The sequence below is a fragment of the Hafnia psychrotolerans genome (assembly GCF_014639435.1).
GTDB classification, from domain to species: domain Bacteria; phylum Pseudomonadota; class Gammaproteobacteria; order Enterobacterales; family Enterobacteriaceae; genus Ewingella; species Ewingella psychrotolerans.
Map to the genome: position 1 here is coordinate 455,791 of NZ_BMFZ01000002.1, position 23,275 is coordinate 479,065.

The following is a 23,275-nucleotide window of genomic DNA, read 5'->3' on the forward strand; positions in this document are numbered from 1 at the left end:
GCCCGAACTGCTATGATTTCGGGCATTTTTTTCAGCAAGCAAATACTCAGTACATGCTTCTCAGGCAGCCGCCACCGGATTTTGATGTTTGTCGGCCTTGCGCAGCAGAACCACCAAATATGCCAGCGCGACCACGGCAATCATCACAAAGAGTAAGCGGTCGGAATAACTTTGCATCAGCATAGCGGTCATGGTCGGGCCCGCCAAACTACCCATGGTGTAACTCATCAACAACGCCTGATTCATTGCCACCAACTCGTCCACATTGACCTTTTCGCAAGCCCAGGACATCGCCACCGGATAGAGGGTGAACCCTGCGCAACCCAGAATAAACAGTGTTGGCGCCATAGCATAACCACTGAGCATCGCGATGCTACCAACAATCACCACAAAGACCTGCACACGTAACACAATAAGACGGCCGTAACGATCGGCAAGGCGTCCGACAGGCCATTGCCCGATGATCCCAGAACTGACTAACAATGCCATCCAGTAGCCCACGTTGGCATCACTCATACCCTGATGGTTCAGGAACAGTGGCATCAACCCATACAATGAACCCAAGATAATGCCCGATATCACACAACCATTAATACCCAGTCGGGCGCTGCGCCGCTTCAGCATCGGCCATACTGCCCCGTGTGGCTGACCGCTATCTTGGTTGGTGATATGGGTCAAAAGCAACGGCAGCATGGCAATAACAATCAATGATGTTACCCACGGCAGCACATTGAGCAACTCGGTTGAGACCATACCAAGCATCAACTGACCAAAAACTGTCCCGATATAGTAAATGATCATGTAGGCCGCCATGAGCTGCCCCCGATTTTTAACCGTACCGCTACGCAGTAACGCACTCTCAACTACAACCCAAATTAGCGCACACCCCATGCCCGCAAAAAAACGCCAGCCAATCCAACTCCAGAATGTCATAGACAACGCCAGACCGGCGGTGGCGATAGCAAAAACAATGCAGGAGAGATAGTAACTGCGGTTAAAACCAATTCTTTTTATCAGCGCACCGGCGAGTAGCGTACCCACCAGATTTCCGCAATAGTATGAAGAGCTGACCAGCCCGACCTGCCAGGTTGGCAGCATTTCGTGACTCAGCCAGAGGGGGACTAAGGTGTTGAGAACTGCGATAGAAACCGTCAACAACAACAACCCACATAGTAATAAAACTACCGGGCGAGAATAGGCGGACATAGGAAGTTGGTGACCAAAGATGTGAAGAAATTGCGCGCATCATGCCACCAGCGAATTAAAAGTCAATCCGGTGAAAACGGTGATAAGCACAAACTGCAAGCCGATGATTCAAATCACTCATCAATGGCGGTGGGCAGCCCTAGAGACTTAATAATGACAAATCAATATCACCATGATAACAAACGAGTTTACATTTTCCACAACCATTGCAGCGGGTATTATCCACGACGGGTTGATTCTGTTGATTAAAAAATATTGCCGTGAGTGGACAGGCAATTTCGCACATCCGGCACAGATCATCCAACCGCCCCAGACAACCTGCAGAAAGTATCGGGCGCAACCCGGTGTCCATGACCACCGAGACGTCTAATGCACCAGTCACACAAGCATGCGTACAAGCCCCACAAAAATCACACTCTGCATAATCAATGGCGAGTTCAGGTTTACCGTCGGCGATAGAAATGATGCCCATCGGGCAGGCTTCACTACAAGCTCCGCAATCATTACAAGCCTGCAAAAACAGCGGTTCCGCAATAGCCTGCGGTGGGCGAGCAACCTGCCGTTGTAATAGGCTGGAGTCCATTCCCTGGTGGACTGCACGCTGTCCCGATGCAAACAAGCCACGGAAAAGACCTCGGCGGGTCACCGTTCTCGTACTCATCCATGCCCGATAATAGCTGCTGTCGCGAGAATCACTCATTAGTGATACAACTCACGCTCAATCATTGGCAATGCGCACTGCTCTTGCCAGCCCGTCAAAGTGAGCTGGGCCAACTGTGCAATCGCCTGATAAACAGGATTACCCGCTTGCTGCTCCAGTAATGCTAAATAACGGGAAGACCAGGGAAAGAGATGGGTCACTAAAAATACATCCAGCAAACCTGGGGAATGACTCGCCAACCACGCGGCCATCATTAACATCAAACCGAAGTGGTCCTCCGGTTCTGCTTGTGTCAGGTTCGGTTCAATACCGTTCTGGTGCATCCATTCGCGCAGTGCCAGAGTTGAGTCACCAAACAGCACACTTTCACGATCCAGATATACCGATCCCCAGGGTGGCGCAGGTAAGGCATAAGGACCGATAAACAGACGCTGAAAGGCTTCTTCAACTGACTCAACAGGCCTCTTGCTGCTGGTTAATAGGGCTACGATCGGTAGCAAGTTTTCAGGCTCGCCATAGGGCCAGTCCTGTTCCCAATGACTGCTCTGCAACCACTGGATAAGAGGTCCTGCCTGCTCTGAGCTTGGTGAGAAATATAAGAGTGAACCTAGGATTTTACCGGTAACGGCGATGGTTTCTGCTGACATAAATCACTCATTTTGAAAGCGCGCATTGCCGCTAAGCAATGCGCGAGGGGAAGATTAACTGCCGATTGCCATACCCACGGTCATATGCAAGCCGTAGAAAATCGCACGCCCAATCAGCTCACTGGCGAAGACCAGCACAAAGGCCAGAACCATTGAGGCTAATGCCGGGCGTTTACGCATGATCAGAGGACAGAACCAGCAGCCCAACCCCAGAGCAATCAGCACCAGCCGCCATGCAGACAGTGTGCCGTATTGCGGGATGAGTGCTGAAGCCGCCTGAACCGAGCTGTTGATCATCGCCAGACTGGCACCCTGCATGATCACAACCGCGAAACTGACCATCAGCGCTGCAAGGCTAATCATCGGCAACAGGCGTAATGTACGACGCTCAATGTTTGCCATACGCAACAGCAGCGCAGCGAGCAATGGACCACCAATGAATACCGTCAGACCAAAACTCAGCGCGGTATAGGCGTTATTCCAGGTAGGCACCGTGTCGATTTTATACACAAGGCACATGGCATAAACAAAGCCAACGCCCGCCAGCATAGTGATCACCAGCCAGATCTTACCTAACGCCGGAGGTATTTTGTTCAGTATGGCCAGCAGCCAATAAATACCGCCCAGCGCGAAGAACAAAGAGCCGCTGCCGATTTCGTTACTCAGTGCCGAAGCCCCGAGACGATTCAGTGAGTTGAACGCTCTGAGTGGCGAACCGAGATGCAGCAATGAGGCAATAAACGCCAGTCCCATTAATACCCACAGGCAAAACATCGACAAGTGGATACGTCGTGCCTCTTCCTCGGTACATTTTCCCAGTAAAACCAAGGCTAAGACGATAAAACCACCCACCACACATTGCCCTAATACGGTAAAGACCATCAAAGGCCATTCGTGCCATCCGTTTCCCATCTTAAACCTCCTTCGGGTTAGCAAGATATCCAGAGGTATCGCCTACAGGGCGGCAATTTGCATTGGGCTTGATGACAATACTCGGCTTAGTGAAGTGCGCCTCTGGCAGAGGTGCGACCTGTGCCAGCGTGCCGTATTTAGCCCGCAACTCCTCAATAGGTGCCATATCCAGTGCACGCAGCGGACAAGATTCTACGCAAATGGGTTTTTTGCCCTCGGCCACACGTTCATAGCAGCCGTCACACTTGGTCATGTGACCTTTAGCCTCATTATATTGTGGTGCACCATACGGACAGGCCATGTGGCAATAACGGCAACCTATGCAGATATCTTCGTTAACCACCACAAAACCATCATCGCGTTTATGCATCGCGCCAGTCGGACACACCTTGGTACAGGCCGGGTCTTCACAATGGTTGCAGGCAATCGACAGATAGTAGGCAAAGACATTCTGATGCCATCCATCACCATCCTGCTGCCAGTCACCACCGGCGTATTCGTAGATACGGCGGAAACTGACATCCGGCGTCAAATTTTTGAAATCTTTACAGGCCAGTTCACACGTCTTACAACCGGTGCAGCGGCTCGAATCAATATAAAAACCGTATTGGGTTGTCATAAATTATTCCTTTAAACCTTCGCCACTTGCACAAGGTTGGTATGAGAAGGATTACCTTTCGCCAGAGGAGAAGGCCGCTGAGAAGTCAGAACGTTAATGCTGCCAGCGCGGTCTATTTTTTTGCTGTCAGGCGAATACCATGCCCCCTCGCCCAGCGCCACCACACCAGGCATCATGCGCGGAGTGACTTTGGCAGCAATCTGAACTTCGCCGCGATCATTGAAAATGCGGATCATGTCCCCGTTGGAGATATTGCGAATAGCCGCATCCATCGGATTGATCCACATTTCCTGACGGCACGATGCCTTCAATACGTCAACATTGCCGTAGGTAGAATGGGTTCGGGCTTTGTAGTGGAAACCGGTCAACTGCAGCGGGAAACGGCTTGCCAGCGGATCATCATAATTTTCAAATCCGGCAGCGTAGATTGGCAGCGGGTCAATCACGTCATCTGGTGCTAATTGCCATCTGGAAGCGATTTCAGCCAAACCGGCTGAATAGATTTCAATTTTACCCGATGGGGTTTCCAGCGGATTAACTTTAGGATCCTGGCGGAAGGCTTTGTAGGCAACATGATGCCCTTGAGGATCACGCTGCTTGAAGATCCCTTGCTGACGGAAGGTATCGAAGTCGGGTAATTCAGGGATAGCCTGCATCGATTGCTGATACAAATGACGCATCCACTCTTCCTGAGTACGGCCTTCAGTAAAGCGCTGCTCTACCCCCATGCGCTTGGCAATTTCGCTGGTCATGGTGTAGATATTTTTGCATTCAAAACGCGGTTCAATGACCTGATCGGCAAAAATGACATAGGCCATGTTACCGGCAGAGGCATCCAGACAGAAGTCCATCTGCTCGGAGGCGGTGCAATCGGGCAAGACGATGTCTGCGTATTTGGCTGAAGAGGTCATGTGGTTGTCGATCACCACAATCATCTCGCACTGTTTGTCATCCTGTAGAATTTCATGAGTACGGTTAATCTCAGAATGCTGGTTAATCAGGCAGTTACCCGCGTAGTTCCAGATGAACTTGATAGGAACATCGAGTTTATCCTTACCACGTACACCATCACGTGTGGCCGTCATTTCAGTGGCGCGGACAATAGCGTCGGTCCACATAAACATTGAAATGCTGGTCTCAACCGGATTTTCCAGAGTTGGCATACGCACAAACGGCAGGCTGTAAGAACCTTCACGCGCGCCAGAGTTACCGCCATGAATACCGACGTTTCCGGTTAAGATTGCCAGCATAGCAATAGCTCGGGTGACAATTTCACCGTTGGCATGGCGTTGCGGGCCCCAGCCTTGAGAAATATACGCGGGTTTGGCTTGGCCAATTTCACAACCAAGTTTGAAGATTTTATCGGCTGGAATACCGGTTATTTTAGCTGCCCACTCCGGCGTTTTAGCCGTAGCGTCGTCACCTTCGCCCAAAATATAAGCTTTATAGTGACCATTTATTGGTGCGCCAGCAGGCATGGTTTTTTCGTCATAACCGACGCAATATTTATCCAGGAATGGCTGGTCGACAAGATTCTCGGTGATCATGACATAGGCCAATGCAGTAGCCAGAGCACCATCGGTTCCGGGCCGAATTGGCAGCCACTCATCTTCACGACCTGCGCCAGTATCGGTATAACGCGGATCGATGATGATCATTCGCGCATTAGACTTTTGCCGTGCCTGTTCGACGTAATAGGTTACGCCACCGCCGCTCATGCGTGTTTCACCCGGATTATTACCGAACAGCACCACTAACTTACTATTCTCGATGTCTGACGGGCTATTGCCATCAGCCCAACCGCCATAGGTATAGTTCAGGCCTGCAGCAATTTGTGCCGAGCTGTAGTCACCATAGTGATTGAGATAACCACCGCAACAATTCATCAGGCGGGCGATCAGTGTCGAACCCGGCGGCCATGAGCGGGTCATGGTCCCACCAAGAGTACCGGTACCATAATTGAGGTAGATGGCTTCGTTGCCATATTTGCTGATGATATCTTTCATGCTAACGGCAATGGCGTCGTAAGCCTCTTCCCAACTGATGCGCTTGAATTTTCCTTCACCACGCGCACCGACGCGCTTCATCGGATATTTAAGTCTATCAGGGTTGTAAACCCGCCGGCGCATCGAACGGCCACGCAGGCAGGCACGGACCTGATGCAACCCTTCATAGTTATCATCACCGGTGTTGTCAGTTTCAACATAACTGATCTCACCATTAACGACATGCATTCTCAGCGGACAGCGGCTACCGCAATTGACGGTACAGGCACTCCATACCACTTTTTCGTTAGCTAATGGTTTACCAGCCTGCGTTTCAGCGGCCTGAATCTTGCGAAATGGCAGAGAAACACCACCGGCTACTGCAGCTAAACTGACCAAGGCAGAACTTTTCATCAATGTACGGCGGGTGATGCCTGTAATCCCGACAGGGGATGGTATTTTTTTTTCCGACATGCTCTGGCTCCGTTAATCAACCTGATTTCCCCGCGTCCGTAAATGGCGAACACTGTAACGGGTTATGGTGAAGTGGAGTGGGTCAGAAAAGCGATAGTAATGGAATGTCGCAATATACCCACTCAAACAGAGTGGATATTACTCACTAAGAGGTACAGAACTTTGTTTACTATCAAAGAAGGAAGGGTTCAACTAAAGCGAACAGTAGAAACATCGTGCTGCTCACAATTTCACAAATAAAAAAGGCGCTCACAGGCGCCTTTTCGATATATTATAGAATACATAGCGCTTTTAGCCGATATATTCTAAACCACGCATGTAAGGTCGCAGAACTTCCGGAACCTCAATACGGCCATCGGCCTGCTGGTAATTTTCCAGCACGGCAACCAGAGTACGGCCTACGGCCAAACCAGAACCGTTCAGGGTATGGACCAGACGCGGTTTTTTCTCGGTTTTACTGCGACAGCGTGCCTGCATGCGTCGTGCCTGGAAATCCCACATATTTGAGCATGAAGAAATTTCACGGTAGGTATTCTGCGCCGGCAACCACACTTCCAGGTCGTAGGTTTTAGCAGAGCCAAAGCCCATATCACCGGTACACAGCAACATTTTTCGGTATGGCAGATTCAACAACTGGAGCACTTTCTCGGCATGGCCAGTCAATTCTTCCAGCGCCTGCATGGAATCTTCAGGACGAACAATCTGTACCATCTCGACTTTATCGAACTGGTGCATGCGGATCAGACCACGAGTATCACGACCATATGAACCGGCTTCAGAACGGAAGCATGGTGTATGGGCGGTCATTTTCAGTGGCAAAGACTCCTCTTCAAGAATTTCATCACGCACCAGGTTGGTCAACGGAACTTCTGCGGTTGGGATCAACGCATAATGGCTGCTTTCCGCTTCTTCATCTAGCGGTTTAGTGTGGAACAAGTCCTCACCAAACTTCGGCAACTGGCCTGTGCCGTAAAGCGTATCGTGATTCACCAGATACGGTACGTAAGCCTCAAGATAGCCGTGCTGCTCTGTGTGCAGGTCCAGCATGAACTGTGATAATGCACGATGCATACGTGCAATCTGCCCTTTCATCACAACGAAGCGTGAACCGGTCAGCTTGACGGCAGCAGCAAAATCCAAACCACCAGACATTTCACCCAGTGATACGTGATCGCGCACTTCGAAATCATACTGACGGGGTGTACCCCAGCGGCTAACTTCCTGATTATCATTTTCGTCTTTACCGCCAGGAACGGAATCGTCCGGCAAATTCGGAATAGCGGAAGCAATGTTGCGAATTTCATTTTGCAACATATCCAACTCTGCCTTCGCAGCATCCAGTCTCTCACCCAGCGTATTCACTTCCTGACGCAGGGGCTCGATGTCTTCGCCACGCGCTTTAGCTTGACCAATAGATTTCGATCGAGCATTGCGTTCAGCCTGGAGAGCTTCCGTTTCTACCTGCAAGACTTTGCGACGTTCTTCCTGAGAACGCAGCGTTTCCACATCGAGTTTAAAACCTCTGCGAGCGAGTTTTTCTGCAACTGCGTCTAGCTCATTGCGCAGTAAATTGGGATCGAGCATGCTAATCCTGTACGTGTCGTTTTGTTTATAAATTAGATTAAGCACACCACCTGAACAGGCGGCATGTCAAAGAGTTACCAGAAGTCACCTTACCGCAAGAGTAAAATTAGCGGTAGCGTTTTGTCGGGCTATTTTGATCTTGTTCAGTCAACCATGCCAGCTTTTCGCCGATCTTGCCTTCCAGCCCGCGAGATGATGGATAATAGTACTGCGTTTTCGCCATTTGCGGCGGGAAGTAGTTCTCACCAGCAGCATAGGCGTTGGTTTCATCATGGGCGTAACGGTATTCCGCACCCAGCCCCATTTCTTTCATCAGTTTTGTTGGTGCGTTACGTAAATGCTCAGGCACGTCATAGTCTGACTGTTCACGGGCGTCCCTCATTGCAGCTTTGAACGCGGTGTAGACCGCATTGCTTTTTGGTGCGCAGGCCAGATAGACGATCGCTTGGGCGATAGCCCGCTCACCTTCTGCCGGACCGACACGGGTAAAACAATCCCAGGCGGAAATGGCAACTTGCATAGCGCGGGGATCGGCATTCCCCACATCCTCTGAGGCAATCGCCAGCAAACGGCGGGCAACATACAACGGATCGCCTCCCGCTGTAATAATGCGCGCATACCAGTAAAGCGCCGCATCCGGCGAGGAGCCACGTACGGATTTGTGCAACGCAGAGATCAGATCATAGTAACGATCGCCTTTGTTATCAAAACGCGCACTGCGTTCACCGGCAATCTCGGTCAGCAGTGCTGGGGTTAATGTGCGAACGCCCTTGGCATCAATTTCAGCCATATCAGCCATCATTTCGATGCTATTCAGCGCGCGGCGAGCATCGCCATTCACCAGTTCGGAAAGCATACGGCGGGTTTCATCTGGGACCACAATCTTTTGGTCGGCGTAACCGCGCTCTTTATTGGTTAACGCCTGATCAATGACTTTCTCTATATCTTCAGCCGTCAGGGACTTAAGCAAATAGACTCGCGCACGGGAAAGCAGCGCGGAGTTCAGTTCAAAAGAGGGGTTTTCTGTGGTGGCACCAATAAAAGTGATGGTGCCATCTTCTATGTGCGGCAGGAAAGCATCCTGCTGGCTTTTGTTGAACCGGTGCACTTCATCCACAAACAGTATGGTACGCCTACCCGCATCACGGTTTTGCCGCGCGCGCTCGATGGCTTCGCGAATCTCTTTAATACCTGAGGTCACGGCCGAGATGCGTTCAACATCTGCGCTAGCGTAACGCCCAATAAGTTCTGCCAGCGTCGTTTTCCCCGTTCCCGGTGGTCCCCAGAGGATCATCGAATGCAACTGCCCCGCTTCTATTGCGCGAGGCAGTGGTTTACCCGGTGCCAAAAGATGTTGCTGACCAATATACTCTGCAAGAGAAACTGGCCGCATTCTCGCGGCCAGTGGCTGGAACTCGTTGTGGGAAAAATCGAGTGACAGATTACTCAAAGGGACCTCACTGGCGCTGATCGTCCACCGTCACACCTTTCGGCGGTGTAAATTTAAATTTAGCATCATCAACCGACGAATTTTGCTGGCCTTTCAGGCTATATGCACTTTTCTGACCATCTTGCTCAACCGCAGTAAAGCTCTTAATGGTGCCAGTAGGCGTAACGTTAATGGTGAACTGCTTAAGATTACCGGTTGTTGCTTTCGGCGTTAATTCGAAATCATCGCCTTTCTGTTTGATATTATATTTTGACCAGTCACTACTGTCGTTGCGGGTGATCAGCATAAACGGCGTGTTACCGGTGGCATTTTTCAGCCAGGTTGCAGTCACTTGTTCGACAAATGGGTTATAGAACCACAGAGTTTTGCCATCCGAGACCAGGATACTTTCATCCGGTGACGTCATGTGCCAGTTGAATAAGTTTGGACGTTTAACCCACAGCTCGCCTTCGCCCTGCTGAACGGCAGCCCCATCACTGGTGACCGTTTGGGTGAAACTGGCATGGAACGTATTGAGTTTGCCGAGACGGCTTTTCAAGTCACTGCTGGCATCGGCGAATACCGATGTGGAAGTCAATGCAGTCAGTAAACAACCTACTACTAACAATTTTTTCATTCTTATACTTACCTCAGAAATCTATTGCGGCTAAGACGTTGCCCTGCGCACATAGCGAAAGACGCATGTTGCGAACTCTAGCCGAGGCTGGCGCACAAAGGTAGCTCATTCGTCTGAAAAGCTTGCGGTTTACGCTTCTTTGCACAAAGGACCGCCACGGCGGTCCTTTGTGACTCGCTGGCTTTGCCGACGTTTATTCGTGAGAAGGAGGCGCTAACACTTCCCGGTTACCATTATGGCCCGGCACACTGACAATGCCTTGTGCTTCCATCTGCTCAACGATGCGCGCCGCACGGTTGTAACCGATGCGGAACTGACGCTGAACGCCTGATATTGAAGCTCGACGCTTATCCACCACGAAGGCTACAGCCTGATCAAACAGAGCATCCAGTTCTTCTTCGCTATCGAGACCCAGACCACTACCGTCTCCCTCTTCACCACCTGAGATGATGCTTTCAATATATTTTGGACGACCGCGGGCTTTCCAATCCTGAACCACCGCATGCACTTCCTGGTCGCGGACAAAAGCGCCGTGAACACGTACAGGTATCGAGGAGTTAGGTGCCATATACAGCATGTCCCCCATTCCCAGCAAGGACTCGGCACCGCCCTGATCAAGGATGGTACGTGAGTCAATTTTGCTCGAAACCGTAAACGCAATGCGGGTAGGGATGTTGGCTTTGATCAGGCCGGTGATAACATCCACCGACGGACGCTGGGTTGCAAGCACCAGATGAATACCCGCCGCACGCGCTTTCTGCGCCAGACGTGCAATCAATTCTTCAACTTTTTTGCCCACCGTCATCATCAGATCGGCAAACTCGTCCACCAGCACCACAATAAACGGCTCTTTTCCGAGGAACGGCGGCTCAGCGGCCATGCCATCACCCGGTTTCCAGAACGGATCAGGAATTGGGCGTCCCATGGCTTCGGCCTGTTCCACGCGCTCGTTGTAACCAGCAAGGTTACGCACGCCCAGTGCAGACATCAGCTTGTAACGACGCTCCATTTCACCGACACACCAGCGCAGCGCATTGGCCGCATCTTTCATATCGGTGACCACTTCAGTCAGCAAATGCGGAATGCCTTCATAGACGGACAACTCGAGCATTTTCGGGTCGATCATAATGAAGCGCACTTCTTCCGGCGTGGCTTTATAAAGCATGCTGATGATCATGGCATTAACGCCGACAGACTTACCAGAACCGGTTGTACCCGCCACCAGCAAATGTGGCATTTTCGCCAGATCAGCCACAACAGGCTCACCGGAGATATCTTTACCCAGTACGATAGTCAGTGGTGAAGGACTGTCTTTGAATTTCGGACAATCGAGCACTTCTCGCAAGTACACAGTCTGACGTTTCTTATTGGGTAATTCCAAACCAACATAAGGCTTACCCGGTATAACCTCGACGATGCGGACCGCCACAGCGGACAAAGATCGGGCCAAGTCACGTGACAGATTGGAAATACGTGCTGCTTTAACACCCGGAGCCAGATCAAGTTCAAAACGAGTGATCACTGGACCAGGCTGGCGGCCCACGACGTCAGCTTTAATTCGGTAATCGTTAAGACGAGCTTCGATCAAATTGCCCATCTGTTCCAACGCAAACTCATCGACCGGCTCAGACTCAACCGGTGGAGAGGTCAGTAAATCCAGTGAGGGTAGCGGCGTAGTCGGTTTGGCCAGTGGCTGTTCATTTCGCATCAGGAACGGATGGATCAAGCTGTCCATATTCGGCTGAGCCACCGGAGATTGTTCCGGCGCTTGGTACTGCTCAATAGCCTCAACGGGCGCATGAGAAGGTCGGTGTGCAGACTGTCCAAAAGTTGGCACTTCAGGCTCATCATCTTTCTGTGGTGACAGCGTAAACATCGGTTCCGAAGGCGTGTCATCCACTAAATCAGCCATTGGCGATGAGGTGAATACATCATGCGTACTGAGGTTCTTTGCCGCCGTCGCCAGAGCCTCAGAAGCGGACTGTGCCGGTGAGAATACTCGCTCCTGATAAGGCACGGAATCTATTGGCTCCTGCTGATAGCGGTTCTGCTCGCGGGCAGAGAAAGCCTGACGCAGCGCAGCTTCCTGCAGTTCGGCATCTTCATCCTGCTCAGCGGCGACATGTTCTTCGCTATAACGCTGGCTTTGCTGTTGGGCAAACTGTTGACGCAGTGCGGCTTCTTGCAGTGCCTGATCGTTATCGCTATCCGTTGCGGATGGAACCTGCGCAGCCACCTGCTCCTGCTGCTCTATCATCCTCTGGGAAGGTAATTTGATACCATAAGATGCCAGTTCACGGCGCGTAGGGATACGCACCGGATTAGGACGCGGTAATTCAGGCCCAACCCCTTTTTTGATTTGCGAATTGCCATCACTGACAGCGCTGAACGCTGGCATAAAGGTATTGGTTGCCGATGTGGTTGATTGTCCGGCCTGTGCCAGCCCGGTTGCCAGTGCCGCCGTAGCGGCAACGCTGCTGTCACGCTGCGCGGTGCTGAAATCAAACGGTGAACGCTCAGAGATCGGATCAACATTCGCATTCCAGTTACCCAGACGCGGCTCATCCTTGTCATACTCTGAATGAGGAGCAGGTTGCTGTGGAGCAACGGCTTCTTGTGGGATCTCAAAACTGTATAACGGCGGTGGCGGTGCAATGGTCGCGTCCGGCGCAGGAATGTGCACAGGCGTAGGAGATGGACTCATTTCAGCCGGGATTTGCTCAGCGGAAGTGACATCTTCTGGCGAGGCTGCATTCTCATCCTTATTCTCATGGAGTGACGACGCGGAGAGCAACACATCGTCGTCTTCTACCTCCATACCAGTCGGAGTGCTTGATGCCATCGCACGCGCAGCATCTGAAGGCACATAATCACTATCGAGCAGTGGATCGTCATGCACATCATTAACATCAAGTTCGTGCTCATGGCGATCATCATAGTCTTCATCGTCATCACGGCGCGAACGATTGGTCATAAAGTTAGTAACACCCAGTACCGCTCCGCCAATTTTCTCTGCAATCGTCAACCACGACCAGCCGGTAAACAACGTTAAGCCTGCGGCCCATATGCAAAGAAGCGCCATCGTGGCTCCGACATTGTTAAACCACGGCGTCATGGCCGTCGCTAACAAACTACCAATCACGCCGCCAGAGGCGAAGTAATAGAGGTCATCGATATTAAAGGATGCTAATCCACAAGACGTGAGGATAAGCGCCAACGTCCCGATAAGACGCAGCGATAAAGAGAAATAATCGACGTGATCTTGATTATTACGCTGGCTAAATGCTGCCCAACACAAGCTAAGCATGATAGGCGGAATAGCATAAGCAAATACGCCAAAGACGAAGAATAAGGTATCGGCCATCCAGGCCCCAACCGCCCCGCCCCAATTATGAATAGGCCCATGCCATGCGGTCTGCGACCAGCTCGGATCTGACGGATCAAAACTCACCAATGCCGCGATAAGGTAAACGGCGAAAACGGCTACCACAACTAACACAGCCTCCAATACACGGCGACTACTGCTTAGTTTCTTCAAGGTAACGTCTTTATCTTCTGTATATTCCTGGCTCAAGAAAGGCTCTCCAGGTTCCTGTGGGCTGAAAAAACAATAGCGCCGAGAACGGGCCTCGGCGCCAGAGCTGTATAGATACACAGGAGTGTAGCTAACTTTATAAGGTTTTGCACCTGAACCTTTACCGGGTCTTTATAACCAGTCGATTAGTTTGTTTTACTTCTTCCATCACCACATAGGTGCGGGTGTCGTTGACGCCCGGCAGACGAAGTAAAGTCTCTCCTAACAGTTTACGGTAAGCGGACATATCAGGTACGCGGGTTTTCAACAAATAGTCAAAGTCCCCAGAAACCAAATGACACTCCTGAATATCTTCAAGTTTTTGCACTGCAGCATTGAATTGCTCAAACACATCCGGCGCACCACGGTTAAGTGTTATTTCAACAAACACCAGGAGCGACGCATCCAAATAATGTGGATTGAGCAACGCAGTATAACCGTTGATGAAACCCTGGCGTTCTAAACGACGAACGCGCTCCAGACACGGCGTTGGAGATAATCCCACACGTTTGGAAAGCTCGACGTTTGAAATCCGGCCATCCTTTTGCAATTCGTTGAGGATGTTACGGTCAATACGATCGAGATCTTTTCCCGGACGTTTTTTGTTGTCTACCATTATTATTGTCTCTCTGCTGTCCTTCCATGCACCTGCCATACCCTAGCCAACTTCAATGTGTCAGGGTTTGTCCCAAGCGAAGACCTGATTGTTATAGGTTTTAGCACCCTGTGTGAACGCATTCGTCCCCTGTCGAAAGAAAACGCGCTCAGTGACCGGATGCCGAAAAAATAATGCTGTGAAATTATTAGCTTGCATAAAGCCAGCTGTTTTCACTAAATCCTGCCCAAGAAAAAACCAACGATGCATAATCCCGAACGAGTCCGGTAGCAGCTGATCGTATAATTTCAAGTCACAGGCAGGCGATTAATTTCTTCGTCCCCAGATGTTTTCGCAAATGCACAGCGGATTGTCAAAGTAAAAGAAGCAAAATCAGAAGAACGTGCCAGATTGAAAAGGCACAGCACCCTTTTTGGCTATCTTTCTTCGGACAAATAATAACAAAACAATGAGATGAATTTCCCGCGCTAAGCCCTGTAAGAAGCAGGGCTTTTTTGAGAAAAAGCCACACCCTATTGACAACAAACAAGCCCAACCTTCACCACATGCGGCATCATATTTCTCGGCCCATCAATCGACTACCTGGCACAACACCGAGCAAAAGATGTTTTTTACGCGGTTTTAAAAGTAAAAACTATCAGACAAATCGCTAACAACATCTGAGTTTGCTTTTTTTACCGCACGCTTTTCCCTACAATCATTTCATTGCTAGTCGCCATCACGGAGATGAATTGCTCATGAGTACGGTTAAACACAGTAAATTATTGATTTTAGGCTCAGGACCTGCTGGTTATACCGCAGCGGTTTATGCTGCCCGCGCCAACCTGAACCCGGTGTTAATTACTGGCATGGAAAAAGGCGGGCAGTTGACCACCACCACCGAAGTTGAAAACTGGCCGGGTGATCCGGAAGGCCTGACAGGTCCTGGCTTGATGGATCGTATGTACGAACACGCGGCGAAATTTAACACCGAAATCATTTTCGACCATATCAATAAAGTTGATTTACAAAACCGTCCTTTCCGCTTATTCGGTGACAGAGAAGAGTACACCTGCGATGCGCTGATTATCGCCACCGGTGCTTCCGCCCGCTACATTGGCTTGCCATCCGAAGAGGCTTTCAAAGGTAAAGGCGTCTCGGCCTGTGCAACCTGCGATGGTTTTTTCTACCGCAACCAGAAAGTCGCAGTGATCGGTGGAGGTAATACCGCCGTTGAAGAAGCACTATATCTGGCGAACATCGCCGAAGAAGTGCATCTCGTCCACCGACGTGACAGTTTTCGTGCAGAAAAAATTCTGATTGACCGCCTGAACGAAAAAACCAAAAGCGGTAACATTGTTTTGCATACCAATAAAACGCTGGATGAAGTTCTGGGCGACCAGATGGGTGTGACCGGAGCGAACCTGCGTGATGCGCGTACTGATGAGCTGAACAGACTGGACGTTGCCGGTGTATTCATTGCTATCGGCCACAGCCCGAACACCGCGATTTTTGACGGTCAACTCGCGCTGGAAAATGGCTACATCAAAGTGCAATCAGGTATTCATGGCAATGCGACACAGACCAGCATTCCTGGCGTCTTCGCCGCAGGCGATGTGATGGACCACATCTACCGTCAGGCAATCACCTCTGCCGGTTCGGGTTGTATGGCGGCCCTGGACGCTGAGCGTTATCTGGACGGCCTATCTCAGGCTCCAGATTTATAAGCACTCTGCTCACCGAGTATCCACATAAACAATAAGGCGGCTTAATTGCCGCCTTATTGTTTTCAGTTTTTAATCTGAGCATGTAACATGAGCGGCCTCCCATCCGTATTGCTGCGCAGACTGATTGCCTGATGAATAAAACACGACAACAAGAACTGACCCGCTGGTTAAAGCAACAAAGCTCTCGTGCTAAAGGCTGGATACGCCTGTCGATGATGCTCGGTTTACTCTCAGGTTTCTTGATTCTTGTTCAAGCCTGGTTAATGGCCGGATTACTACACAGTCTTATTATTCAACACACTCCGCGCGAAGCACTGCTGCAAAGTTTTCTGTTCCTGGCACTGACTTTTATTCTACGCGCCGTGGTGACCTGGTCACGCGAACAGGTCGGTTTTATCTGCGGGAAAATCATCCGTCAGGAGATGCGTAAACTGGTACTAGACCGGCTGGAGAGGCTAGGACCAGCATGGATTCAAGGTAAACCGGCCGGAAGCTGGGCAACCATTATCCTCGAGCAAATCGAAGAGATGCAGGACTATTACGGGCGCTATCTGCCGCAAATCGCTTTAGCAGGGATTATCCCGCTACTCATTTTAGTCAGTATCTTCCCGATCAACTGGGCCGCCGGTATGATCCTTCTGGTCACAGCGCCACTCATTCCTATCTTTATGGCACTGGTTGGTATGGGGGCTGCCGATGCCAACCGCCGTAACTTTACGGCTCTCGCCCGCCTCAGTGGCAATTTTCTCGACAGCCTTCGAGGTCTTGATACCCTGCGTCTGTTCCACCGCGCACAGGCCGAAACCAAGCAGATCGCCCGATCCACCGAAAACTTCCGTGCCAGAACCATGGACGTACTGCGTTTAGCATTTTTATCTTCCGCCGTGCTTGAGTTCTTTGCTTCCCTCGCCATTGCCGTCGTCGCAGTCTATTTTGGGTTTTCGTTTCTGGGTGAATTGAATTTCGGCAGCTACGGTACACCCGTGACTCTGTTCGCCGGCTTCCTGGTACTGATTCTGGCTCCAGAATTTTTCCAGCCACTGCGTGACCTCGGGGCGTTTTATCATGCCAAAGCGCAGGCCGTAGGCGCTGCAGAGAGTCTGCTGACGTTTCTCAGTACAGAGGGCGAAAGCCAGGGGCAAGGCACGCAAAGCTGGCATAGCCAGAAGCCAGTATCTCTTTCGGCCAAAGATCTGATTGTCTGTTCGCCTGAGGGTAAAACGCTGGCCGGGCCTCTCAATTTTGACCTGCCCGAAGGTACCCGTGTCGCCATCGTTGGCCTGAGCGGTGCGGGGAAAAGTTCACTGCTCAATGCACTGTTGGGGTTCTTGCCCTATCGGGGCTCATTGCAGGTTGACGGCTGTGAATTGCATGACATTCGCCGCAGTGACTGGCATCAACATCTTGGCTGGGTCGGACAAAATCCACATCTCCCAGAACAAACCTTGCGTGCCAACATACTGTTAAATCAGCCTGATGCCAGCAAGTTGCAGCTCCATTCGGCCATTGAGCGCGCCTATGTCAGTGAGTTTTTAGCCCTGCTGCCACAAGGACTGGATACCGAACTTGGCGATGACGCAGCACGTCTGTCCGTCGGACAGGCACAAAGAGTTGCCGTAGCCCGAGCCCTGCTTTCACCGTGTCAGCTATTGCTGTTAGATGAACCGACTGCAAGCCTTGATGCCCATAGTGAAAAACGCGTGATGCATGCGTTGACTGAAGCCTCTCAGTCACAAACTACCCTTCTCGTTACGCATCAATTAGAAGACACCGCACATTACGATGTCATTTGGGTGATGGATAAAGGTCTGTTGATCGAACAGGGTAACTACCCACAGTTAGTGGCGCAAAACGGCGCGTTCTCCCGTTTACTCGCTCAGCGCAGTCAGGAGGTTTAATCGTGAAAATTCTACTGCCCTATCTCGCGCTATACCGTCGTCACTGGTTACGGCTGTCATTGGGCATCATTCTGGCCATTGTCACCCTACTTGCCAGCATCGGGTTGCTGACGCTGTCCGGTTGGTTCCTTGCCGCTTCGGCCGTCGCAGGTTTAGCCGGTTTATATACGTTCAACTACATGCTGCCGGCCGCAGGCGTGCGCGGTGCAGCTATTTTCCGCACCGCCGGGCGCTACGCTGAACGTTTGGTCAGCCACGATGCCACTTTCCGTGTTCTCGCTCATCTGCGCATATTTACTTTTACGAAAATCATGCCGTTATCGCCAGGTGGCATTGCCCGTTACCGTCAGGCAGATTTGCTTAATCGTCTGGTGGCCGATGTTGACACCCTCGACCACCTTTATCTGCGGGTCATCTCTCCGCTGATCAGCGCGCTGGTGGTTATTTTAGTCGTCACCTTCGGACTCAGCTATCTGGACCTTAATCTTGCACTGACGCTTGGCGCGATAATGATGGCGCTTATGTTGTTGTTGCCGATTATTTTTTACTATGCAGGACAACCCATTGGCCGTGAGTTGACCCGTCTACGTGGAACCTACCGCACACAATTGAACGCCTGGTTACAAGGCCAGGCAGAGCTGGTGGTGTTTGGGGCGCAGACACGGTTTCGCCAGACGCTGGATAACATTGAGCATCACTGGATGGAGCGTCAACAGCAGCAAGCAAAGCTCTCAGGACTCGCACAGGCGATGATCATAGCCTGCGCGGGACTGACTGTGACGCTGATGTTGTGGCTGGCCGCAGGCGGGTTCGGCCCATTGACTCAGCCCGGTGCACTGATTGCCCTGTTTGTCTTCACGCCCTTGGCTGCCTTTGAGGCGCTTGGACCGGTTGCGGCTGCCTTTCAGCATCTCGGGCAGGTCACTGCCTCTGCACAACGTGTTAGTCAAGTGATTGAGCAGCAGCCGCTGGTTACCTTCCCGTCGCGGGGTGCTTCGGCGCAAGATCATGCAACCTTGCACATCGACGGACTTAATTTCACTTATCCGGGCCAGCCGTTGCCGGTGCTCAAACACATTGATCTACATGTCAATGCAGGCGAACACGTCGCTTTACTGGGCCAGACCGGCTGTGGTAAATCGACACTGCTACAACTGCTGACCCGTGCATGGGATGCCGACGGCAGCATCAAGCTCAACGACCAGCCGCTGGCCGACTATGCTGAATCAACTCTGCGCCAAATGATGACTGTGGTCAGTCAACGGGTGCATATTTTCAATAATACACTGCGTGAAAACCTGCGGATGGCATCACCACACAGCAGCGATGCTGAATTGGTGTCGGCACTGGAAGCGGTTGATTTACATACACTGCTTGAAGGTGAAGGGCTAAACGCCTGGCTTGGAGAGGGCGGCAGGCAGCTCTCTGGCGGCGAACAGCGCCGACTTGGGCTAGCACGCGGTTTATTGCATAACGCGCCGCTGTGGCTGCTGGACGAGCCCACAGAGGGCCTGGATGCTGAAACCGAGCGCCATATTCTTGCGCTGCTGCGCAAACATTGTCTGGGCAAGACGCTGATACTCGTCACCCATCGCTTATATTCCCTTGAAAAGATGGATAAGATCTGCGTGATGGAAGAAGGTCGAATCGTCGAGCAGGGCGACCACCAGACCCTGATGAGCCTTGCAGGTCGCTATGCCCGTTTTCGCATACGTGGTTAATCAACTTTCGGCAAAAGATGAGCAAAGCTTGATATGCAGTTAGTTAAACTCGAGGCAAACTCGGTCAACTTTCCAGAGCCAGAAATGGCTTTACAGGAACCTAACGGGCTGCTGGCAATAGGCGGAGATTTAACTCAGCCACGCCTGCTTTCCGCTTACTATCAGGGTATATTTCCGTGGTTTGATCCTGGCGAAATGATCCTCTGGTGGTCACCAGACCCGCGCGCTGTTCTCTTTCCACCTGAACGGCACGTTAGCCGCAGTCTGCGCCGTTTTATGCGTCAGGAGCCCTATCGCTTCACCCTCAACCGTGCGTTTGCCGATGTAGTCCATGCCTGTGCTCAGCAACGTTCGGAAGGCACCTGGATTGGTCAATTGGTAAAACATGGCTACCAGGATCTGCATGAGTCAGGCCATGCGCAGTCGGTTGAAGTCTGGTCAGGTGATGAGCTCATTGGCGGTATGTACGGGGTGAGTGTGGGGAGCCTCTTTTGTGGTGAGTCGATGTTTAGCCGCCAGATCAATGCATCAAAATGTGCCGTGATGATTTTTTGCCAACATTTTACCCACTATGGCGGAGAACTGATTGACTGTCAGGTGCTCAACCCTCACACTGCGTCGCTGGGTGCGAGAGAGATCCCCCGCCGCCAATTTTTGCAGCTGCTTTCCCGGCTTTCAAAGCATCAATTACCACCGGAATGCTGGCTGCCCCAAGACTTATCCCCACGTTATGAAGACCTGCCGATAGTCCCAAGGGATAGGGAATAGATGCGGTGGTGGTCCATATTTCTTTACATAATGTGGGTTTTTCGGCATTATCTTGCCGGTTAAAAACTATGGTAGTTAGACCTAGAGGATTCGATGGCCAAAGAAGACAATATTGAAATGCAGGGCACCGTACTTGATACGCTGCCAAACACTATGTTCCGCGTTGAATTGGAAAACGGTCACGTAGTTACTGCACACATCTCCGGTAAAATGCGTAAGAACTACATCCGCATCCTGACGGGCGACAAGGTTACTGTCGAGCTGACCCCTTACGACCTGAGCAAAGGCCGCATTATCTTCCGTAGCCGCTAATAAACAGCTCACTCATCGCTGATTTTTCTGGCGATACCTGAGGATACCCTTTTCGCCCTTCCTGCCGTTGCAAGGGCGTTTTGTGGTATCCGAAATTTGGCGTTTATGCAAAGTGTCCCTGCTTTGTATCCCCAGCCAGTGACCCTGCTCTCCTCACTCGCAGGCATAAAAAAGGCGATGATATCATCGCCTTTTTCACTTTTACGTTATCAGCTACTGCTTAATGCACAGCGCCTTCCGCTTTTTTCTTTTGCGCGCTCATGAAATGGTACGTCAGTTTATCCGCGCTCTTATCGAGCTCAACAGAGACTGAGCCACCGTCAACCAGCGAACCAAACAGCAATTCGTTAGCTAATGGTTTCTTCAGGTTCTCCTGTACGGCACGGGTCATTGGACGTGCGCCCATCGCCTTGTCGTAGCCTTTGACCGTCAACCAGTTACGCGCTTCGTCGCTGACTTCCAGCGAAACGCCCTTCGCATCTAGCTGCGCCTGCAGTTCGACGATAAATTTATCTACAACCTGCTGAATCACTTCGGTAGACAAGTGGTTGAACCAGATCACATTATCCAGGCGGTTACGGAACTCTGGCGTAAATACCTTCTTGATCTCATCCATCGCATCCGGGCTGTTATCCTGATGCACCAGACCAATCGATTTACGTTCAGTTTCACGAACGCCAGCATTCGTGGTCATCACCAGAATAACGTTGCGGAAGTCTGCTTTACGGCCATTGTTATCGGTCAGCGTACCGTTATCCATCACCTGTAATAGCAGGTTGAAAACATCAGGATGCGCTTTCTCTATTTCATCCAGCAGTACGACAGAATGCGGATGCTTGAGAACCGCATCGGTGAGCAAGCCACCTTGATCAAAACCGACATAGCCCGGAGGTGCGCCAATCAAACGGCTGACCGTATGACGCTCCATGTATTCCGACATATCAAAGCGCAGCAGTTCAATATCCAGCGCTTTTGCCAGTTGAACCGTCACTTCGGTTTTACCCACACCGGTTGGACCTGCGAACAAGAAAGAACCGACCGGCTTGTGATCCTGCCCCAAACCAGCACGACTCATTTTGATCGCTTCTGTCAGCACTTCAATCGCAGGGTCTTGTCCGAACACCAGCATTTTCAGACGATCACTCAGGTTTTTCAGCACATCACGATCCGTTGAAGAGACGGTTTTTTCCGGAATACGTGCAATACGTGCTACCACGCTTTCGATATCGCTGACGTTAACCGTTTTCTTGCGTTTGCTGACCGGCATCAACCGGCTGCGGGCGCCGGCTTCGTCAATAACGTCGATGGCTTTGTCCGGCAGGTGTCGATCATTGATGTATTTGACCGACAGCTCAACCGCCGCGCGTACTGCTTTTGCGGTATAACGCACATCATGGTGAGCTTCATATTTAGTTTTCAGCCCGTTGATGATCTGCACAGTTTCTTCAACAGAAGGCTCTGTGATATCAATCTTCTGGAAGCGACGTGCCAAAGCACGGTCTTTTTCGAAGATATTGCTGAATTCCTGATAAGTCGTAGAACCGATAACCCTGATTTTACCGCTGGAAAGCAACGGTTTGAGCAGGTTTGCCGCATCCACTTGCCCACCAGATGCCGCACCTGCACCGATGATAGTATGGATCTCATCAATAAACAGGATGCTGTTTTTGTCTTGTTCGAGCTGTTTAAGCAGTGATTTGAAACGTTTTTCAAAATCGCCACGATATTTAGTGCCAGCCAGCAATGAACCGATATCCAGAGAATAAAGGGTACAATCCGCAATGACTTCCGGCACATCGCCCTGCTCGATTCTCCATGCCAGACCTTCAGCAATAGCGGTTTTACCCACGCCGGACTCACCCACCAGCAACGGGTTATTTTTACGACGACGGCAAAGCACCTGAATAGCGCGCTCCAGTTCTTTGTCACGGCCAATCAGCGGATCGATCCCTCCCACACGCGCCAACTGGTTAAGATTAGTGGTGAAGTTCTCCATACGATCTTCCCCCGCCGACTGTTCTTCGTTAACTGGGTTTTCAGCATTGTTCGGCGTCTGGCCCGATTCGTCTTTACGCGTGCCATGAGAGATGAAATTCACCACATCAAGGCGACTGACGTCATGTTTACGCAGCAGATACGCGGCCTGGGATTCTTGTTCGCTAAAGATAGCAACCAGAACATTGGCACCAGAAACTTCGTTACGGCCGGAAGACTGAACGTGGAATACCGCACGTTGAAGAACGCGCTGGAAACTCAGCGTTGGCTGGGTATCGCGCTCTTCTTCACTTGCAGGTAAGGTGGGCGTGGTTTGTTCGATGAACGCTTCCAGTTCCTGGCGTAATGCCACCAGGTCAACGGTACAAGCTTCAAGCGCTTCACGGGCTGCCGGGTTGCTAAGCAACGCCAGCAGCAGGTGCTCCACGGTCATAAACTCATGCCGGTGCTCACGGGCTCTTGCGAAAGCCATGTTGAGACTGAGTTCAAGTTCTTGATTGAGCATAGGCACCTCCCAAATAGATTGCCTTA

17 protein-coding genes are annotated in these 23,275 nt (G+C 51.1%); 5 read left to right on the forward strand and 12 right to left on the reverse strand.

Features of this window, described 5'->3' with window-relative positions; translation table 11 throughout:
- Positions 1-60 precede the first annotated feature (60 nt).
- The 11 genes from IEV89_RS05265 to lrp form a co-directional block, all read right to left on the reverse strand.
- Positions 61-1,206: an MFS transporter gene (locus tag IEV89_RS05265; RefSeq protein WP_188471105.1), complete on the reverse strand. Its 1,146-nt coding sequence runs from the start codon at positions 1,204-1,206 to the stop codon at positions 61-63.
- A 139-nt stretch (positions 1,207-1,345) separates the two neighbouring features.
- The gene (gene napF, locus IEV89_RS05270) at positions 1,346-1,906 is read right to left on the reverse strand and encodes a ferredoxin-type protein NapF (protein WP_188471107.1); all 561 of its coding nucleotides are present in this window, start codon (positions 1,904-1,906) and stop codon (positions 1,346-1,348) included.
- On the reverse strand, positions 1,906-2,514 hold the full coding sequence (gene dmsD / locus IEV89_RS05275; RefSeq protein WP_188471109.1) for a Tat proofreading chaperone DmsD: 609 nt from the start codon (positions 2,512-2,514) through the stop codon (positions 1,906-1,908). Before dmsD ends, napF begins: the two co-directional genes overlap by 1 nt.
- Before the next feature lie 54 nt (positions 2,515-2,568).
- The gene (locus tag IEV89_RS05280; RefSeq protein ID WP_188471111.1) at positions 2,569-3,426 is read right to left on the reverse strand and encodes a dimethyl sulfoxide reductase anchor subunit family protein; all 858 of its coding nucleotides are present in this window, start codon (positions 3,424-3,426) and stop codon (positions 2,569-2,571) included.
- A gap of 1 nt (position 3,427) precedes the next feature.
- Entirely contained in the window at positions 3,428-4,045 is a 618-nt protein-coding gene (locus IEV89_RS05285) for a DMSO/selenate family reductase complex B subunit (RefSeq protein WP_188471113.1), read from the reverse strand.
- Between the two features lie 11 nt (positions 4,046-4,056).
- Positions 4,057-6,504, reverse strand: coding sequence for a dimethylsulfoxide reductase subunit A (gene dmsA / locus IEV89_RS05290; RefSeq protein WP_188471116.1), 2,448 nt, complete (start codon positions 6,502-6,504; stop codon positions 4,057-4,059).
- Between the two features lie 291 nt (positions 6,505-6,795).
- The gene (gene serS, locus IEV89_RS05295; RefSeq protein ID WP_188471118.1) at positions 6,796-8,088 is read right to left on the reverse strand and encodes a serine--tRNA ligase; all 1,293 of its coding nucleotides are present in this window, start codon (positions 8,086-8,088) and stop codon (positions 6,796-6,798) included.
- Positions 8,089-8,194: 106 nt separating this feature from the next.
- Positions 8,195-9,538 carry a replication-associated recombination protein A gene (locus IEV89_RS05300; RefSeq protein WP_188471121.1) on the reverse strand — a complete coding sequence of 448 codons (1,344 nt, stop codon included), beginning with the start codon at positions 9,536-9,538 and terminating at the stop codon, positions 8,195-8,197.
- A gap of 7 nt (positions 9,539-9,545) precedes the next feature.
- Entirely contained in the window at positions 9,546-10,154 is a 609-nt protein-coding gene (lolA, locus tag IEV89_RS05305; protein WP_188471124.1) for an outer membrane lipoprotein periplasmic chaperone LolA, read from the reverse strand.
- A gap of 193 nt (positions 10,155-10,347) precedes the next feature.
- Complete coding sequence (locus IEV89_RS05310; RefSeq protein ID WP_188471130.1) at positions 10,348-13,728, reverse strand: DNA translocase FtsK 4TM domain-containing protein; 3,381 nt, start codon at positions 13,726-13,728, stop codon at positions 10,348-10,350.
- 121 nt (positions 13,729-13,849) lie between these two features.
- On the reverse strand, positions 13,850-14,344 hold the full coding sequence (gene lrp, locus IEV89_RS05315; RefSeq protein WP_013574775.1) for a leucine-responsive transcriptional regulator Lrp: 495 nt from the start codon (positions 14,342-14,344) through the stop codon (positions 13,850-13,852).
- Positions 14,345-15,081: 737 nt separating this feature from the next.
- On the opposite strand from lrp, the gene trxB reads away from it, so the two are divergent.
- The 5 genes from trxB to infA all read left to right on the forward strand — a co-directional run bounded on the left by trxB (position 15,082) and on the right by infA (position 20,749).
- Positions 15,082-16,050, forward strand: coding sequence for a thioredoxin-disulfide reductase (gene trxB, locus IEV89_RS05320; protein ID WP_188471132.1), 969 nt, complete (start codon positions 15,082-15,084; stop codon positions 16,048-16,050).
- Between the two features lie 131 nt (positions 16,051-16,181).
- Positions 16,182-17,948, forward strand: coding sequence for a heme ABC transporter permease/ATP-binding protein CydD (cydD, locus tag IEV89_RS05325; protein WP_188471134.1), 1,767 nt, complete (start codon positions 16,182-16,184; stop codon positions 17,946-17,948).
- Between the two features lie 2 nt (positions 17,949-17,950).
- Positions 17,951-19,669, forward strand: a complete 1,719-nt coding sequence (gene cydC / locus IEV89_RS05330; RefSeq protein ID WP_188471136.1) for a heme ABC transporter ATP-binding protein/permease CydC — start codon at positions 17,951-17,953, stop codon at positions 19,667-19,669.
- A gap of 33 nt (positions 19,670-19,702) precedes the next feature.
- Positions 19,703-20,437 carry a leucyl/phenylalanyl-tRNA--protein transferase gene (gene aat / locus IEV89_RS05335; protein WP_188471138.1) on the forward strand — a complete coding sequence of 245 codons (735 nt, stop codon included), beginning with the start codon at positions 19,703-19,705 and terminating at the stop codon, positions 20,435-20,437.
- Positions 20,438-20,530: 93 nt separating this feature from the next.
- A complete protein-coding gene (gene infA, locus IEV89_RS05340) occupies positions 20,531-20,749 on the forward strand; it encodes a translation initiation factor IF-1 (RefSeq protein WP_004244560.1) in 219 nt (72 codons plus the stop codon).
- Between the two features lie 220 nt (positions 20,750-20,969).
- On the opposite strand, the gene clpA is transcribed toward infA, so the two are convergent.
- The gene (gene clpA / locus IEV89_RS05345) at positions 20,970-23,249 is read right to left on the reverse strand and encodes an ATP-dependent Clp protease ATP-binding subunit ClpA (RefSeq protein WP_188471140.1); all 2,280 of its coding nucleotides are present in this window, start codon (positions 23,247-23,249) and stop codon (positions 20,970-20,972) included.
- Positions 23,250-23,275: the final 26 nt, after the last annotated feature.

What these genes read in the sequence shown, in the direction of transcription:
- IEV89_RS05265 (WP_188471105.1), bottom strand. Translation starts at nt 1,206, where the DNA reads ATGTCCGCCTATTCTCGCCCGGTAGTTTTATTACTATGTGGGTTGTTG.
- napF (WP_188471107.1), bottom strand. Translation starts at nt 1,906, where the DNA reads ATGAGTGATTCTCGCGACAGCAGCTATTATCGGGCATGGATGAGTACG.
- dmsD (WP_188471109.1), bottom strand. Translation starts at nt 2,514, where the DNA reads ATGTCAGCAGAAACCATCGCCGTTACCGGTAAAATCCTAGGTTCACTC.
- IEV89_RS05280 (WP_188471111.1), bottom strand. Translation starts at nt 3,426, where the DNA reads ATGGGAAACGGATGGCACGAATGGCCTTTGATGGTCTTTACCGTATTA.
- IEV89_RS05285 (WP_188471113.1), bottom strand. Translation starts at nt 4,045, where the DNA reads ATGACAACCCAATACGGTTTTTATATTGATTCGAGCCGCTGCACCGGT.
- dmsA (WP_188471116.1), bottom strand. Translation starts at nt 6,504, where the DNA reads ATGTCGGAAAAAAAAATACCATCCCCTGTCGGGATTACAGGCATCACC.
- serS (WP_188471118.1), bottom strand. Translation starts at nt 8,088, where the DNA reads ATGCTCGATCCCAATTTACTGCGCAATGAGCTAGACGCAGTTGCAGAA.
- lolA (WP_188471124.1), bottom strand. Translation starts at nt 10,154, where the DNA reads ATGAAAAAATTGTTAGTAGTAGGTTGTTTACTGACTGCATTGACTTCC.
- lrp (WP_013574775.1), bottom strand. Translation starts at nt 14,344, where the DNA reads ATGGTAGACAACAAAAAACGTCCGGGAAAAGATCTCGATCGTATTGAC.
- trxB (WP_188471132.1), top strand. Translation starts at nt 15,082, where the DNA reads ATGAGTACGGTTAAACACAGTAAATTATTGATTTTAGGCTCAGGACCT.
- cydD (WP_188471134.1), top strand. Translation starts at nt 16,182, where the DNA reads ATGAATAAAACACGACAACAAGAACTGACCCGCTGGTTAAAGCAACAA.
- aat (WP_188471138.1), top strand. Translation starts at nt 19,703, where the DNA reads ATGCAGTTAGTTAAACTCGAGGCAAACTCGGTCAACTTTCCAGAGCCA.
- infA (WP_004244560.1), top strand. Translation starts at nt 20,531, where the DNA reads ATGGCCAAAGAAGACAATATTGAAATGCAGGGCACCGTACTTGATACG.
- clpA (WP_188471140.1), bottom strand. Translation starts at nt 23,249, where the DNA reads ATGCTCAATCAAGAACTTGAACTCAGTCTCAACATGGCTTTCGCAAGA.